14 protein-coding genes, 1 tRNA gene and 2 pseudogenes are annotated in these 16118 nt (G+C 49.8%); 5 read left to right on the forward strand and 12 right to left on the reverse strand.

From position 1 onward, the window contains the following. Positions 1–29: 29 nt before the first annotated feature. Both WNY38_RS10630 and WNY38_RS10635 read right to left on the reverse strand, forming a co-directional pair. On the reverse strand, positions 30–1181 hold the full coding sequence (locus WNY38_RS10630; protein WP_342857314.1) for a DUF2130 domain-containing protein: 1152 nt from the start codon (positions 1179–1181) through the stop codon (positions 30–32). Positions 1182–1759: 578 nt separating this feature from the next. After that, a complete protein-coding gene (locus tag WNY38_RS10635) occupies positions 1760–2143 on the reverse strand; it encodes a response regulator (RefSeq protein ID WP_342857315.1) in 384 nt (127 codons plus the stop codon). Between the two features lie 240 nt (positions 2144–2383). Here WNY38_RS10635 and WNY38_RS10640 point away from each other — a divergent pair, with 240 nt between their 5' ends. Both WNY38_RS10640 and WNY38_RS10645 read left to right on the forward strand, forming a co-directional pair. After that, complete coding sequence (locus WNY38_RS10640; RefSeq protein WP_342857316.1) at positions 2384–3376, forward strand: response regulator; 993 nt, start codon at positions 2384–2386, stop codon at positions 3374–3376. A 44-nt stretch (positions 3377–3420) separates the two neighbouring features. Further along, positions 3421–3780, forward strand: a complete 360-nt coding sequence (locus WNY38_RS10645; protein WP_342857317.1) for an Hpt domain-containing protein — start codon at positions 3421–3423, stop codon at positions 3778–3780. A gap of 69 nt (positions 3781–3849) precedes the next feature. On the opposite strand, the gene WNY38_RS10650 is transcribed toward WNY38_RS10645, so the two are convergent. The 5 genes and pseudogenes from WNY38_RS10650 to WNY38_RS10670 form a co-directional block, all read right to left on the reverse strand. After that, positions 3850–4959 (reverse strand): HAMP domain-containing sensor histidine kinase, encoded by a 1110-nt coding sequence (locus WNY38_RS10650; protein ID WP_342857318.1) that lies wholly within the window; start codon positions 4957–4959, stop codon positions 3850–3852. Between the two features lie 178 nt (positions 4960–5137). Beyond that, entirely contained in the window at positions 5138–7981 is a 2844-nt protein-coding gene (locus WNY38_RS10655) for an ATP-binding protein (RefSeq protein ID WP_342857319.1), read from the reverse strand. Positions 7982–8373: 392 nt separating this feature from the next. Next, positions 8374–8451, reverse strand: a pseudogene (locus WNY38_RS10660) (integrase core domain-containing protein); the annotation flags it as partial. A 14-nt stretch (positions 8452–8465) separates the two neighbouring features. Continuing rightward, positions 8466–8597 (reverse strand): annotated as a pseudogene (locus WNY38_RS10665) (transposase); the annotation flags it as partial. A gap of 39 nt (positions 8598–8636) precedes the next feature. Continuing rightward, positions 8637–8722 (reverse strand) — tRNA-Leu (locus WNY38_RS10670). A 177-nt stretch (positions 8723–8899) separates the two neighbouring features. Here WNY38_RS10670 and WNY38_RS10675 point away from each other — a divergent pair. Further along, positions 8900–9646 carry a rhomboid family intramembrane serine protease gene (locus WNY38_RS10675; protein ID WP_342857320.1) on the forward strand — a complete coding sequence of 249 codons (747 nt, stop codon included), beginning with the start codon at positions 8900–8902 and terminating at the stop codon, positions 9644–9646. Between the two features lie 88 nt (positions 9647–9734). Here WNY38_RS10675 and WNY38_RS10680 read toward each other — a convergent pair whose 3' ends face one another. The 3 genes from WNY38_RS10680 to WNY38_RS10690 form a co-directional block, all read right to left on the reverse strand. Beyond that, positions 9735–9941 (reverse strand): pilus assembly protein, encoded by a 207-nt coding sequence (locus WNY38_RS10680; RefSeq protein ID WP_342857321.1) that lies wholly within the window; start codon positions 9939–9941, stop codon positions 9735–9737. A gap of 200 nt (positions 9942–10141) precedes the next feature. Further along, the gene (locus tag WNY38_RS10685) at positions 10142–10930 is read right to left on the reverse strand and encodes an inositol monophosphatase family protein (protein WP_342857322.1); all 789 of its coding nucleotides are present in this window, start codon (positions 10928–10930) and stop codon (positions 10142–10144) included. A gap of 130 nt (positions 10931–11060) precedes the next feature. Further along, complete coding sequence (locus tag WNY38_RS10690; protein WP_342857323.1) at positions 11061–11966, reverse strand: LysR family transcriptional regulator; 906 nt, start codon at positions 11964–11966, stop codon at positions 11061–11063. A gap of 95 nt (positions 11967–12061) precedes the next feature. Between WNY38_RS10690 and metF the strand changes: the two genes are divergently transcribed. After that, positions 12062–12904, forward strand: a complete 843-nt coding sequence (gene metF, locus WNY38_RS10695; protein ID WP_342857324.1) for a methylenetetrahydrofolate reductase [NAD(P)H] — start codon at positions 12062–12064, stop codon at positions 12902–12904. A gap of 54 nt (positions 12905–12958) precedes the next feature. Here metF and WNY38_RS10700 read toward each other — a convergent pair whose 3' ends face one another. Beyond that, on the reverse strand, positions 12959–14002 hold the full coding sequence (locus WNY38_RS10700; RefSeq protein ID WP_342857325.1) for a DUF2235 domain-containing protein: 1044 nt from the start codon (positions 14000–14002) through the stop codon (positions 12959–12961). A 247-nt stretch (positions 14003–14249) separates the two neighbouring features. Further along, positions 14250–15407, reverse strand: coding sequence for a type III PLP-dependent enzyme (locus WNY38_RS10705; protein ID WP_342857326.1), 1158 nt, complete (start codon positions 15405–15407; stop codon positions 14250–14252). A gap of 276 nt (positions 15408–15683) precedes the next feature. Between WNY38_RS10705 and WNY38_RS10710 the strand changes: the two genes are divergently transcribed. Further along, positions 15684–16115, forward strand: a complete 432-nt coding sequence (locus WNY38_RS10710) for an Lrp/AsnC family transcriptional regulator (protein WP_342857327.1) — start codon at positions 15684–15686, stop codon at positions 16113–16115. Positions 16116–16118: the final 3 nt, after the last annotated feature.

A 16118-nucleotide genomic window follows, 5' to 3' on the forward strand; every position in this document is an offset into this window, starting at 1 on the left:
AACGACATACCAAAATACCAAGCACAGTTTCAGTCATCCTTACCAATCATCAGCGCCTCAACGCTCGTGATCTCAGGCATCGAGCGCCCCGCAATACCCTGTAAATCGCCGTGCATCCCAACCGTAGACGCGATAACAAGGTCAATCTGTTTGGCGCGCAGCGCCCATTGCTTTTCGATGAATACACGTTCTTTTCGCAGATTGTCTTGCATGTCCTCAAACCGCTCACATATCGCATCGACGCGCTGTTTGAATTGCGTTCCAGTAAGATAATCATAGATCATCTCCATCTTGGTTTCCTGCCCCAAAGCGCGCACCTTAGCGCTCGCGACGTCAATCAACGCCTGCCGCAAAGACGATGCAAGCGGCACTGCATAGCGCGGCGCACACACCCAGATACCATCGATCATGCTGAAACTATCGACCCCCTCAGGCAAGGCATGGGATGTAATCACAGCAACCTCGCATCCTGACGCCCGTTGGTCATCTCGCAACTTCGCCAGCCAACCGGCGGTCCAGTTCTTAGTGCGTTTACTTTCCCAAAGAATACTGCCAGCAGTACCGTTTGGCCCTGCTACGTCTTGACGTACATCCGCACCGCTGACCCCTTTGGCCACTGGCACAAACCCATCGGTCGGAAACGCCGCGGCTAAGGTTTCTTCAAGAACGATTTCAGCCGCCTCTCCTTGGGTTTGCATCGACCCTTGTTCTGACTTTTGCTTCAGCGCTTCGATCTGGCGCTTCATGCCCTCCATGACTTGCGCTTGCTCAGCAAGTTTCAACCCTGCCTTTTCATCCGCCTCTCGAGCCAATTTTTCGGCCATTGCAGGACGCTCTTGCGCCAGCATTTTTTGCAACGTCAGTTCCATCTCAGCTTCTTTGTCTTTGAGTTGCTGCTCACGTTTCAACGCCGCAGTCTGAGCGGCCTGCGCCTCTCGCAGCTTTTCGTCCTGAGCGGTGATCCGGTCTTGTAAGGCCGTCTGCGCGGCGGAAGACTCTGCTTGGGCAGCTTCCTTGGCCTGTGCCTGTGCGGCAACCAGAGCCTTTGCAGCTTGAGCCTCCCGTTTGGCCAGCTCACTGTTGAACGACGCCTTTAAATCCGCCAGCATCGGGCCCGCCAATTGCTCAGTCAGTTCAATTTCGTTTGAACACTTCGGACAATGGATCTTCAACTCGGACATAAGGTTACCCTAATAATTTGAAAATTTCTGTTGCTAGGACGTGACTAGAATACGCGATCCGGCACCTGAGTGCATCGTAACACTCATAAATCATTTTGCTTTCTGTATTTTTACCCAAGTACCAAGTTTCCACTGGAATTGCGCAGGGTCCGTTAAATTTAAAGTCTATAGCCGCACCCGTGGCGCTTAGCGCAGAATTGACAAGTTGCTGCAGTTCATGTGCGTGTTCACCTGCATCCGCCGTTAAACTCGCAGAACGGTTCTAACGCTTTTAAAGATCAGGGCAAACGGCGGTCCAGTGAAAACGAACTCACCCACATTCACAAGAGAAATTAGACAAGTTCACAAGCCACTTGAACGATGGCGCCGACGTTTACTCGCGACGCGACAAAACCATACTAGAGAAAAAGGGGAACGATTTAACTGAGTAAATTCGAAAAGGCGCAGCACATAACATTTAAACAGTATGAGCTAAAAGTTTGGCCTAAGTGGTGATCTCTCTGGATCTCAAAACGGTACAGAAACATAGGAGGACAAAGATAACAATTATCGTAGCGATGATCATACTGGGTCTTTATTTACTGACAGGCTTCCCAAATTTTTACCAGCTGGCCTGGAAGCTCCATCGGCTCAAATGGTTTGAGAATGATACCCTTTGCACCAAGAGCCTCAAGTTGACCGAAATCTGCATGTGTTGCTTTTGCTGTCACGAAAACGATCGGAACGCCGGCAAAATGTTCAAGTTTTCTGAGCTGCTTGAGCGTCTCAATACCGTCCATTACCGGCATCATAACGTCCAGCAACACCATATCAGGCGTCATATCAGGCGGACATTTGATAGCATCTTTGCCGCAACTGAATTGCTGCACATCAAAGCCACCCACAAGCTCGAGCGACATCCGTGTAATTTCACGAATATCTCGATCATCTTCTACGTGCATAATGTTTTTCAATACTTTCATACTGGAACAATATAATTATCGGAATTCTAAACAAGAGAATTATACTAAAATTGGATTTTTTCGGCGACTTTATGTTTGTTTGGGAGAAAAAAAACGCCGCAGAAGCACATTTCTAATTTTCGCCATAATTTGACCCAAATTTTTGGTGAATATATCCTTAAGGTTGAACTTAAGTCAAAAACGGTACGGTTAACGAAGCAATCGTAGTGCAAACACAGTATAGTTATCTTTTTGGAGATTATGATGACGCTATTAGTTGTCGACGATGATCGCAATATCCTGGATCTAATGGCGGCTATCTTGGCGTCTCAAGGCCATGAAGACGTTGTTTATGCGCAAAGCGGCGAAGAAGCGTTGGCTCTCGTTAATCAGGGGCAATACAAGTTCTCAACTTTTTTCCTTGATATACAAATGCCGGGCATGGACGGTGTGGAATTGTGTGGCAGAATTCGTGCTTCCGCCGAACATCGTCGTACGCCGATCATTATGCTCACCTCCATGAGAGACAAGGCGCACGTTGACGCCGCATTTTTGCGAGGTGCCACAGATTATCTCACCAAACCAATCGATACGACCGAACTTGCAGCACGGCTACACGTTGCGCAGCTTCTTTTCGATGAGCAGCAAACTTCGTTGAGTGCGATACGACGCGAGGAAAACTTGCGTTTGGGAATGAGCTACAAATCCTATTCGGAAACACATTTTGATCTGAATGATGCCGTTTCTATTTACGACGTTCCACGCGTAATAGGCAGTCTCGAAATGGAAAACTATCTACACCGCCTGTCTCGAGGCAAACGATTCATGTGTGGCGCCATATGCTTTCAAATTCAAAAACGCGAACGTCTTTTTTCGATGACATCTCCGTTAGAGTTTTATGAGATATTAACCGATGTCGCCGAAGCCATTTTCGAAACCCTACGCAGCTACAATGTAATGATATCTTACGTTGGAAATGGACAATATGTTGCGATCTTGCCGCGCACGCTCCAATTGAACGAAGAAGAACTCGAACTGAATCTGTCCTTAAAATTACGTGAATTCGGACTGATCGATGGAGACACTGTGCCTGTAGATGCAACTGTAATAGTTGGCGAAAGTGTTAGAATGTCGATGTTCGATGCGTCTCCTCACGCCCTAATTGCCCGCGCGACCGCTAAAGCAGAGGTCAAATGCGCCGAGCGTAGCTCTATGTCGAGACTCCTTCCCAAAAGCATGTCAGCACGTGGCTAAACATTCGAGCCAAATCCTTAAACAATAGAGATCTTATGGCGCCTATGCCCAACCGAAAAAAACATTGCCCCGACTTAGAGTACCAGATCGCTCGAACGCTTCAACGCACGAAACAGCGGTTTGTTGACGATTTCAGCTACAAAATTCCCGAAATCGAGGCGCTTCAAATATTGATACAAAACGAGGCAGAGCGCTCAAATGCATTGAGGCGCTTAGCTTTTATAACACATCAATTCGGCGGGATAGCTGCAACTCTTAGCCTTCAAGACATTGGTGACTGTGCTGCAGAAATCGAACAGCTTATTGCTGGTTTCAATCAAACACCAATGCAGCTCTGTAGCTTGTCGGAACGGATTGAAACTCTTTTAGACCTTATGGAAGACGCGCTCGTCGAGGCCTTGTAAACGACTATCTCAAATCCCCGTACGAATAACACAGACAAGGCCCGATCCTATTTTGTCATATGATCGGTCTTAGTCATGCACAGGCATGTCGACACGAAACACCGTGCCTTTGCCGTCTTCCGTTTCGAATGAAATCGCCCCATCCAGCTGTTCGACCAGCGTGCGCACGATATTAAGCCCAAGACCAGAGCTGGCGACCGTTTGATCATTCCCCCAACTTGCTTTTGTGAAGCGCTCGAACAGGTTGTCTCGTAGCTCAACCGGGATTCCTGCTCCATGATCGCATACGAAAATCGCAATACTCGCACCTGAAGCCTGCGCCCATATTTCTACCGAATTGCCCCGCTCGGATGCCTTAACTGAATTGGACAATAGGTTGGACAGAATTTTTGTCAGTTGAGACGGAGGAACGCAAACCTGCAGCGCTGCATCCGTTGGACGCATTTGGACATCCACACCGTGGTAGGAGCCGTATCCCTGATGTGTAACGACAAGACTCTCCAAAAGAGGTGCAATTTTAATCACTTCGTGCTCACGCACATCATCAACTTGCGCGCGTTCATTAAGGTCAAGGATCTCTTGAATGAGATCAAGCATGCGGTCGGCGTTAGAGCCCGCTATATTTAGAAGCGTTTGTGCTTTTTCTGTCAGCGAACCAACCAAGCCCGAATTCAACAGATCAAGCGCGCCTTTGATACTCGTCAACGGCGTACGCAATTCGTGAGTGATAACCGAATTGACTTCTCTGCGCAGAAACTCTGTTCTTTCCTGATCCGTTTCAACGTGAAACATAACAACCAAATACGGATCACCAGACTTATCTGAAGTGGCAAAAACACAACCGTTGAGACGTTTTTCATCGAATACAGGATGGGTGCGAAATTCTGCCCGTCCGACGGTTTGCACTGCATTCAACAATGTTTCATCGGCCAAAAGGTTATGAAAGAAGCCTCTTTGATGAAGGTTCGATACTGCTGCTGTCACAGATCCGTTGCCAAACGCGTCACGCACCGCAAAATTTAAATAAATCGGCTTTTCCAGTGTGATCTCAAACACGAGAATATTTTCCGACATTCCATCCCAAAGCACATTTTGAAATTCAGATCGTGCCTGAGTAAATGTTGCTGCGCCACTCGCTAACGAGAAAACTTGCACGCCGTAATCTAAGTTGTTCGCCATATTAATTACACCCACATTTAGAAATGGCTCCAATTTTACCACATCATAAGATGATGATATTCTATAAAAAATATCGATACAAACGTTAATATATTGATAAAAAGCGACACAGTTGTGTTGGGTTTGTGGTCAAAAAATGGTCGCGCGCAACACAATTCTACCTAGGCGTGAAAAGCTATTAACCACCTTCACGCCAAAGTGGAACTGCGAACGTAAATGTTGTGCCAACACCAAGTTCGCTATCGACCTTTATCCAACCATTTAGCAATTCAACAAGATCTTTACAGATTGCCAACCCTAAGCCAACGCCAGCATTTGGCCGATTCGTACCTTGGGCTGCCTGTGCAAACCGATCAAAAACAATGTCCACACGATCCTGCGAAATGCCTATGCCCGTATCAATGACCTCAAAAACAACCATACCATCGTGGACCCGACTCCGTACCGTGACCGTCCCCTCATCTGTAAATTTAAAGGCATTGCCCAAAAGATTGGTCAGGATTTGTCGCAGTCTGATTTCATCGACCCACACATCCACCGCAACAAGATCAAGTGGTACAGAAAGACCTTTTTCATCAGACATTGCGTGCATCTGATCCACAACAGATTCAACAACGCTTTGGCTGTCCAATCGGGTTGGGGTCACATCGATGGTATTCGCCTCGATCCGAGCCAAATCTAGCATATCGTCGATCAATGATTTGAGCTGTGTTCCGGCGGCTTGAATGCGTTTCGCAAACTGAGATAGGTTTTTTTCAAACACGTGAAGTGTGTGTCTGATCTGCTCTGGTTCACCTTTCGTCACGGCTGAGCTCAACGCTTCGTAAGAAGGCAGTTTTTCAAAATTCGCAATAAAGCTATTGAAGCCCAAAACTGCCGACAATGGCGTGCGTAATTCATGGCTGATCACATTAAGAAATTGCGTTTTGGCCTCATCCGCCTGTTCGGCCTGACGCAAGGCAGCGTAAAACTTAGTCACATCCTCCGCAATTCCGATATAGCCGTTAAAGTTGCCATCGTCATCAAAACGCGGCTTGCCACTGACCCGAATCCAACTCAACACATCAGGACGGAAGCGGTAACTGTATAAGAAGTCGCTAAAAGGCTCCTGCGCCAGCATCTTACAGTACAGGGAACTCCGCTCTTCTCGGTGTTCATTCATATCATCCAAAACAAGTCCCTTGCGGGGCTTTCCGACATAATCATCGGGGTCAACCCTCAACCTTCGGCCAAACCCTTCGGAGATAAAAGTCATGGTCATATCTGCGTCTTGTTCCCAAAACCACTCAGAACTCAAATCGCCAACAACGTTCAAACGCGCTTCTGCTTCGTCGCGTTCGTTAAGCGCCGCGCGCAACTCTGCGTTGGAAGACTCGAGTTCTTGCTGCTGACGCTGCAAATCAGTAATTTCCACCCTGAACATCACAAGACCACCTTCAGATGTTCGGCGAGAAAAATATTTGAACCAACGATTGTCTTCGTAGCAAACCTCAATGTCAGATGTTGAGCCCATGAGCGTGTTGATGACCCTGTCTAGATCGTCGACCGGCTCACCATACAGGCGCACTTCGCTGGCGATTTCCATACGTCGGGAAACCATATCTCTCAGTTCACGCCCTATGGCCATCTTGCGCTTCACACCACTTAGTTTTTCTCCCGCCACCGGATTAAACATCAAAAGTTTATCGTCACTGTCGAACAGCCAGAACCCGACGGGAAGTGCGTCGATGGCATCGTTCAAACGTTGTTCAGCAACTTTCGCCCGTTTTTGGCTGGCTGATACAGCTGTGATATCGTTCAAAATCACAACACGCCCGCCCTCGGGTGTTTCGTGTTCCAGATGCTGCACCCAGGTGTCATTGCTAAGTGCGACGACACGAGCTGTTTCTTTGGTAAGTCCGCGTTTCAGTTGATCCGCAAGCCAAGCTTGCTCATTGCCGATCGCATCGGCGTAAAGCCCTTTGTCAATTCCGGCCTCGAGAATACTTTTTAACGTTGCGCCAATGGGCAATGCATCTGGAGTCATACCATGAAATTCGCCGTATCTACGGTTGTACAGCTCTAGCTGGTCATTCTTATCGAACATTGCAAACCCTGAGGGTGCTGCACTTAGCGCAACTCGTAATTGTGTGGCAGTGCGTCTCTGGCGGCGTCTGAGTGCATGGAAATTTTTCGCAATCAATAAGGCAATAATTGCCCCGATTAGCGTTAACAACAAGATCAAGTTCCGTGATTTCAAAGATGCTCTGGCTGTCTCACGTGGAGACAATGCAAGCGTCCACACAACCGAAGGAAATTTCAATTCATACATACTCTTTGAGGCGGCAAACGCTGCTTGGTCCCCATACAGCATAACGTCTTCACCAAGTGGCGTCTTAACTTTCACTGACACAGAGTAATTATCTGCAAATTCGGTTAATCCGATTTCGTCTAAGAACGGCTCAATTGCAAAGACGATCGATGCAACCCCCCAAAGTACACCATTATTCTCACCTTGAGAGACATCATAAATCGGTTCTCGGATGATGAAACCCGAATACCCTTTCAGTAAATCGATTGGCCCTTCAATTACGGTCGTTCCGACGCGCTCTATTATTTGCAAAATAGAAAGTCGGCTCGGGGAAACAGTGATGTCGCGTCCGATTAACGTGCTGTTGCCTTCAAGCGGGTGTACACGCGTGATGATACCATCTTTCACCAATGCCATATTCACCACAGATGGGTCTTCGGCCTTGATCGCGCTACTCAGGTTCGAAAAATCCGTCTCCGTGATGTTTGGGGAAATGGAAACGGCTCCCGCAAGGCCGCGCGCAAACAACAGCTTTTTATTGACTGACTGCTGTATTCGCGTCGCAATGATCGATTGTGCACGATACATCGCCCCGACCTGCTCTTCTTCTGCTTTTACATTCGCGTAATTGACTGCGCCAAATAAAATAAGAGCGTATAAACCAATGATCACTGCATAAGAAGCGCGCTCGATCAACCGATCCATTGATTGGACACGATTCTTTTCTGACATACTGTTTCACCCTACTAACTATTTTTAAACCGTTTGCGCCGTTTCGAAATCTTGCTGTCTTGCATATACTGGTTCTTTAAATTTCGCGAGAGAATTTACTCGCCCTTAGCGTGTGAATTCTCTCGTGCCTAAAAATTTATCCAGCTCTCGTTCAATCGAGGATGACAACGCTGAGCGGCCACAGTCAACGCGCCGGACCTTGCCGCTAAATGGCGTCTACAACAGAAATCGTATCAATAGCGTCAGTGGACAAAAAAGCAACTTGATCCACATTAAATTAAATGCAAATTCGTCGCCTTTTTGGGACAACGTCTCGTGTTTTAAAATTAACCAGCTCCCCAATAAGTACACTCATTTTGGCTATCTCTGTTCAGGTTTTGGTCCTTCTTTGACCGGTTGGCATATTCCGCTGGTGTCAGGCCAGCAAGGCTTGAATGTGGGTGATTGTGGTTGAAGTCGATGCGCCATGCCGCCACCAGATTGCGGACACTTCCATCCCGCCATACTTGGATCGCCATTTGTAAAACCTCGCATCACTGACGCCGTGCTTGCGGCACAGTTCTTTTACACCAAGCCCAGCCCCAAAGGGGGCTGAAAGGAAAATCGAAGAAAAAATCCTCAATCAACTGATTTATATTACATATAATTAAAAATGTGGTGCGGGCGGGGGGACTCGAACCCCCACGGGCATACGCCCAACAGATTTTAAGTCTGGTGTGTCTACCATTCCACCACGCCCGCAACCATGTCGCAAAGCAATATAAGCGCTAAAGGCACAAAGCTGTTTTGCAACGCCTTGATGTTTAAGCGCTTCAAAGCCCAGAGCCAAGTGGTTTTCGACACCCAAAATGCATTCTGCGGCAGCTTCGCCCAAAGAATTGCGCTTGACGCAGGATATTGCAGCGCCAATGTGGTTTTATGTTTCCAATTCGTGACCACAACCCGTCCAGACGCCCCGCCTATGTCACTTACGGCATCATGGCGCTGAATATCGCTGTATTTTTGGCGATGCTGCCCGCATATAGCAACGATGCAACCCTTTATGACATCTACGCCAATTGGGCTTTGGTGCCTGCGCGCGTGTCGTCCGGTGATGGGGCTTATACGTTTTTTTCGTCTATATTTATGCATGCAGGATTTATGCATTTAGCCGGCAACATGCTGTTTCTATGGATTTTTGGTGACAATTTAGAAGACGAACTGGGCCACGGGAAATTCTTGGGGTTCTATTTATTTTGCGGCGCGATCGCTGGGTTGGCTCAGTTTTTGGCCGATCCAAGCGCGCGTGTACCGATGGTCGGTGCTTCCGGTGCGATTGCCGGCGTGATGGGAGCCTATTTGCTGTTGTACCCCAAAGCAAAGATCGACATTTTGCTAATTTTGATCATTTTTTTCAAAATCTTTCCCGTGCCCGCTTGGGTCATGCTGGGCCTTTGGGCCCTCATGCAGATCGTGGGTGGCGTCTCGGCCACATCTGGCTCTGGTGGCGTCGCGTATTTGGCGCATTTGGGCGGGTTCATAGCTGGGATTGTCGTGATCTATCCCAAATGGATGGCCTTGGGCGGGCGGCAGTATTGGAATCGAACATTCGGCCATCCTCCGCATCCTGAGGCCCAATATCAATTTGTAAAATCATCTGTTCCCATCGTCAAACGACGCAAATGAACCCCTGCCCGTCATGTATTTTACAAGCAAGAATCACCCGGCCAAACAGGCGGGGCGCTCAGACTGCATAAATAAAGGCTGAAACGGATTAGTCGCCGTAACCCACCTCATAGGCGATTTCTTCGAGATCTTCGCTCACGAAGGTCGCATAAATTTGTGCGCCATCTGAAATAGTTAAAATAACAGTAAGTGAAATACCGAGCACTGCAGATGTGATCACGACCCAATCAATTGTGACAGCGCCGCCGTCATCTTGGTTATTATTTTTGACCCAATGGGCAAATCTTTTAAACACAAAAAGTTCTCCTATTTACCCAAACACATTCGCATTCAATACCGGCAGCAATAGGGCTAAAACGAGGTATCTCGTTATTGGAGCTGAGAACAGTCACAAAGAAAACAATGTGACTTGTGCAAAAATAGAAACAAACATAGGGGCAAAGAAAAAGCGCGCCATGACAGCGCGCGTTTTGAAATCTTAAACATGGTGACCGATTAGGACGCGCGAATAGCCGATGCGAACCGATCGAATAAAGCTTCATTGGCACAGATGACTTCGCCATCATCCACCATGTTATTTGTTTTTACGAGAGGCTCAGCAAAGCCGCCTGCTTCTTTGACCAAAAGCAAACCAGCAGCGATATCCCATGGTTTCATGCGACGTTCCCAGTAGCCATCGAAACGACCAGCAGCCACAAAAGCCATATCAAGTGACGGCGCGCCCCAACGGCGAACACCAGCACAAGCTGGCAAGATGCGTGCAAGATCACGCAACGTGTCAGGTAGATCAGATTGACCACCATTTGGCAGACCTGTCGCGAACAATCCTTCATGAAGCTTGGTGCGGCCAGACACGCGAATACGCGTGTCGTTCATCCAAGAACCGGAACCTTTTTCAGCCCAGAACAATTCACCTTTGGCCGGATCAAACACAACACAAGATACGATCTCGCCTTTGTGCTCAAGTGCTACAGACACAGCCCAATGCGGTAAGCCGTGCAAAAAGTTGGTCACCCCGTCCAAGCCAGAAACGATCCAGCGGCGGGTTGGGTCAGCGCCTTCAACTTCTTTGCCGTCTTTGCCAAGCCAACCATAGGTCGGACGCGCCTCGACCAGCATATCGCGCATGATGGTCTCAGAACTGATGATCGCTTTGGAGACAAAGTCCCCTGCCCCTTTCGCTGAAACTTGGAGGTTCTCGACCTCGCGAAAGTCTTTCACAAGAGAGCGACCAGCGGCACGTGTGGCCTTGATCATGACGTTTTGGTTTGCACTGCCTAGCATGGGTATCCGGCTCCGAAGATGTTCAAGTGCTGCGTATACGCACAAGGACCCGATCTGCCAAGGGCTTGAAGGGCAGTTTTATGGGAAGTTTTGGCCAAATCGACAGGGTTACAGGTTCAAACCATGTGACTTAACCACGTTGCAGTTTCACGGCTTCGGTTTTGGCGATGCGGATCAGATGCGCCATATAGGGTTTGGACACGTCGTCATCGCGCACAGCCGCATATAAGCGCCGCGTTTTGCCCGTGGCTGTGAGCGGCAAAACCGCATATTCGTCATTGTCGCGCGCATCACGCATCACCCAATCAGGCAGAACGGCTACACCGCGGTTTGACGCAACCAACATCATGATCACATCCGTCAGTTCCACTTGGCGCACATGCGCAGGCGATACACCCGCAGGCGTTAACAATTCTTTGAACACATCCAAACGGGCACGGTCCATGGGATAGGTGAACAAGGTCTGGTCGGCAAAATCTTCCGCGTCGACAAAATCCCGCGTGGCCAGATGATTTTTGCTAGAGCAGACAAACATCGGCGAATAGTCAAATAAGGGCACGTAAGTGACGCCTGTGGGCACATCAGGATCGCTTGAGATCACCAAATCGACCTGTTCTTTTTCCAAGGCCGTCATGGCGCCAAAGGCAAGCCGCAACCGAATGTCCACGTCCACATCGGGCCAAGCTTTGCGAAACTGATTGAGCACCGGCATCAGCCAGTCGAAACAGGCGTGACATTCAATGGCGATGTGTAAACGCCCTTTGGTGCCATCTTCGATGCCTTTGAATTCGGCCTCGATCGCCTCGATCCGTGGCAACACATCTTCCGCCAGCCGCAGCAATTTCATACCCGCGGCAGACAGTTTCAATGGCTTAGAGCGACGCACAAACAATTCCACCCCCGCTTGATCTTCAAGCCCTTTGACTTGATGCGACAACGCAGATTGGGTGATGTTCAAACTATCAGCAGCGCGCGCCAGCCCGCCTTCTTCAAAGATCGCTTTGATGGTGCGCAGGTGGCGAAATTCCAAGTGCATATGTGAGCGCCATTCATAATAGTGTTGAGAACTATGAATTTGTCTCACATGGCGGGACGTGACACAAGACGATCAAACACATAAGGACGACTGCCATGACCAAAACGCCAAATATTTCCTTCGAGTTCTTTCCTCCAAAGAACATGGCGGCCACTTTTGGTCTGTTTGAAACGGTCAATGCGCTGCATGATCTGAAGCCCGGCTTTGTCTCTGTCACTTATGGCGCAGGCGGCACCACCCGTACCCTGACCCATGAAGCTGTGGAATTGCTGCACAAGAAATTCGGTTTAAACGTTGCGGCCCATCTCACTTGTGTCGATGCGACGAAAGCCGAAACGCTGGCCATTGCCGATGCTTATGCGGCGGCGGGTGTTTCTGAAATCGTGGCACTGCGCGGCGACCCCCCAAAAGGTGCGGGCGGTTTCACCCCTCACCCTGAAGGTTTCGCCAACTCAATTGAGCTGATCGAGGCCCTGTCAGAAACTGGCAAATTCAAGCTGCGCGTGGGCGCCTACCCTGATCCGCACCCTGAGGCCGCGGACGAGAACGCAGATGTGAAATTCCTCAAACGCAAGTTTGATGCCGGTGCAGACAGCGCTATCACGCAGTTCTTTTTTGACCCTGACACGTTCTTCCGCTTCCGTGATCGCGCAATTGCCACGGGCATCACCGGTACAATTCTGCCCGGCATCTTGCCAATCAACAGCTGGAACGGCGTGAAAAAATTCGCTCAATCCTGCGGCACGCCTGTGCCTGCGCATCTGGATGATCTTTATGCGAAAGCTGGCGATAACGCAGATCAGCTGTCCATCGATTTGGCCACTGAAATGTGTGAAGAACTGATTGCTGGCGGCGTCGACGATTTGCATTTTTACACGCTCAACAAGCCAAATCTGTCCAAAGCTGTCTGCACCAATTTGGGTGTAACCACGGCCTAAGCTTGCAGGCGCAACGTGAAAGCCCCTAAAACGCGCGCTGGAAACGGCGTGTGTCTAACGTTTCACCGCCGGATGAATCACCTCAGACGGGTCACGGCCAACAGTGCGTTTGACACGCAACCAGAAGAATTTGCCCCAGCCTTTGCTCATACCAATAGACCGCCCATGCGGATCGGACAAAAAGCGCCTGCGCCACCCTTTGGGTAGCTCCAGCCCCGCTTGTTCCGCCTTATCCAGCATCCACACCAGCGTCGCGTTCGACAGTTTGCGTTCGGGATTATGCCCAGACAACTGCCCGCCGACATCGCTGTGCGAGCCTGGAAACCACATCTGTTGCAGCACCTGATCCGAATTGGGGTTGGTCTCGAACATCACCGGCGCATAGGCACGGCGGCGCTCGTGATAGGCCAAAGCATGATAGGATTTGCGCGCACAACGTGGTGGCCTAAGGTCGCGAAACTCATGAAAGACCCGCGAAAATCGCCACAGCACAGGGAAATGCACACCCACAGCCGCCACTGTATCCCACACCCCCAGCATGTCTATGACCACATCTTTGTGGCAATGCTTGGCGGCAAAGAAACGCGCGGCATCTGTATCCGGATCAGACTGATAGTGGCGATAGGCGGTTTTGATATTGCGCTCTGTCGCGGCATGACGTTCCAAAAGGCCCACTTGATCAATGAACCCCGCCAAGGACCGCACAGCATAAGCGCCGCGCGAATAGCCAAACAGGAAAATCTTATCACCGGCGCGATAGCGCGACGCAAGCCCGCCGTAAACCCGTTTGATCTGTTCGTTGATACCGCGCCCTTCAACGACATCCATGGTATCAGCGAAACTGTCCCACTGAATGCCCGCCTCATAGCGCACAAGCATATTCGCGCTGTCAGGGCCTATATCGGCAACATCACAACACAACTTAAACGTCAAACCTGCGTTGGTCTCATATCCCTCGTCCAAAGACGACAGCGTGCCGTCCATGATGATGACATGGGTGATGGGGCCGCGCCCATGCACGGACTCCGACGTGGTGACTTTTCTCTTGAATTCAATAAGGTGCCGCAGGCGACCGAATAGACTTTTACGGTGCCGCACGCGCATCACCTTTTATAAAACCACCAAAGGTTATGACATCAAACAGCACATCACGCGCCTCAATATCAAGATCCGTCGGACAAAACCTGTCTTTCAAACCCCTAATTTTCTGACATATTCCGCACTGTCTCACTGTGCACTCCCTAAAACCAAAACGGCCGCTTTTCCACAGACTAGCGGGCAAAGCGGCCGTGTAAAAGGCAATAGGTTTTGAAGCCGAAAATCAGACTTGATCGTAGCGCGCGTCTTACAAGTAGTCGGGTTTCACGAGGTTTTGCACCGTCTCGACTGTGATGTTGCCAAACCCGTTAAACCGCGTAGCCGTCGCAAGTGAATAGGCACCACAGCCCGCGAAAACCACGTGATCTTCTTCTTCCATATCCTTTGGAAAGCCCAACTCAGACGGCAATTTGTCAGTGCTATCACATGTCGGACCGAAAACGGTGCGCAACACAGGGTTGCCCATACGGCGATTGCCAAACGGACCATAAGCTTCGATGCGATCGATGACGCCGACCAAGTGCAACTCAGACAAGCCACCGTAAATGCCGTCATTCAAGAACACATGCGCATCATCGCGAATGGCTTTCACGCGGGTCACAAGCGCAAAGCTTTCCGCCACAAGCGCTCGGCCGGGTTCGCAAATTAACGCAGGGCGCGCATCGCCAAAAGCCTCGTCAGTGACGCGGTCGATCAAGGCGAAAGTCGCGGACAGCTGTGGCAAGACATCGTTCAAGCGGTGCGACGGGAAGCCACCACCAACGTTCAAACGGTGGATATGCACGTCTGTCACGCGGGCAATCTCGGCCGCAGTAAAGATGTAGGTTTCCCAAGCTTTCGGATCGGTACATTGTGTACCGGGGTGGAAATTGAGCGAGACGTCAAAACCAAGCTGATCTGCCAAAGTCACCAGCTCAATCGCCTTTTCAACCGTCGCGCCAAATTTGGCGCCAAAGTTATAGGCAGCCCCTTCAACAGGCAGCTTGAAGCGCACGGCGATTTCAACACCATCCGCAGGCACCAATTGGCCCAGCTTGACCAGTTCAGAATGGCTGTCGACGGAATAGGACTTCACGCCCAGCGCAACAGCATGCTTGATCTCAGTACGCGAACGCACAGGGTTGTTGTAATGCATCGCGGCATCAGGCGCCAAACGCGCGATGGTGTCCATTTCCACAGGAGAGGCGACATCAAAACCACGGATACCCGCGGCAATGAGGTTGATCAGAACCTCTTCGTCTGGATTTGCTTTAACCGCATAGGTTACAAGACCTGGGAATCCGTTCAAGAATTCATGGGCGCATGCCTGAAGCGTTTCAGGAGAAAAAAACATAACCGGATGCTCCGGCGAATGTGTACGAAGGTAGTCCGCAGGCGATGCCCACAGTGTTTTCGAAAGCCCCATCAGCGTATCCTCACCAACAGTTGCAGCCACTATCTTACCCGGGGTGTCCGGTTGGGAATGCGCTTACGCGTTAATCCAAACCAGGCCAGGTGCAAGCGTCGCCGCTGCCCTTTGATCCTGAAAACATTAAGCCGTATATGACGTGTCATTTCACCGAAAAAAAGAGTTGAAATGTACATATTATACGTTAATTTGTAAGCTATTGCGGTTAAAATGCTATATCTCTGATGTCACTTACGAGATGTGCATGGAATTCGTTTACCGAAGGGATGATTTGTGGACGATTTGGATCAAAAAATACTGGCGGCGATGGCCACTGATTCATCAACCTCAGTCTCGCGTTTGGCGCGGCGCTTCAAGGTGGCGCGCTCTACCGTACAGGCACGATTGGAAAAGCTGGAAACCAACGGCACGATTGCGGGTTATACGATCAAATTGGGGGACGTCGCTTTGGCGCGGCGGATCAAGGCCACTGTGCTGGTGTATTGCGAACCGCGAACATCGGCAGGTGTCGTCGGGAAACTCAAAGGAATTCCCGATGTGGAAATGGTGGCAACATCCACAGGTCGTGTTGATTTAATTGCACAAATAGCCTGTGGCACCACCGAAGACATTGATCAAGCCTTGGAACAAATTGCCTCGACCACGGGCGTTCAAGACATCGAAAGCCTGATCCATCTCAGCGTCAAATTTGACCGATCGATTTAGGGC

Origin of the sequence: Pacificibacter sp. AS14 (assembly GCF_038899935.1) — a bacterium.
Classification (GTDB): Bacteria; Pseudomonadota; Alphaproteobacteria; order Rhodobacterales; family Rhodobacteraceae; genus Celeribacter.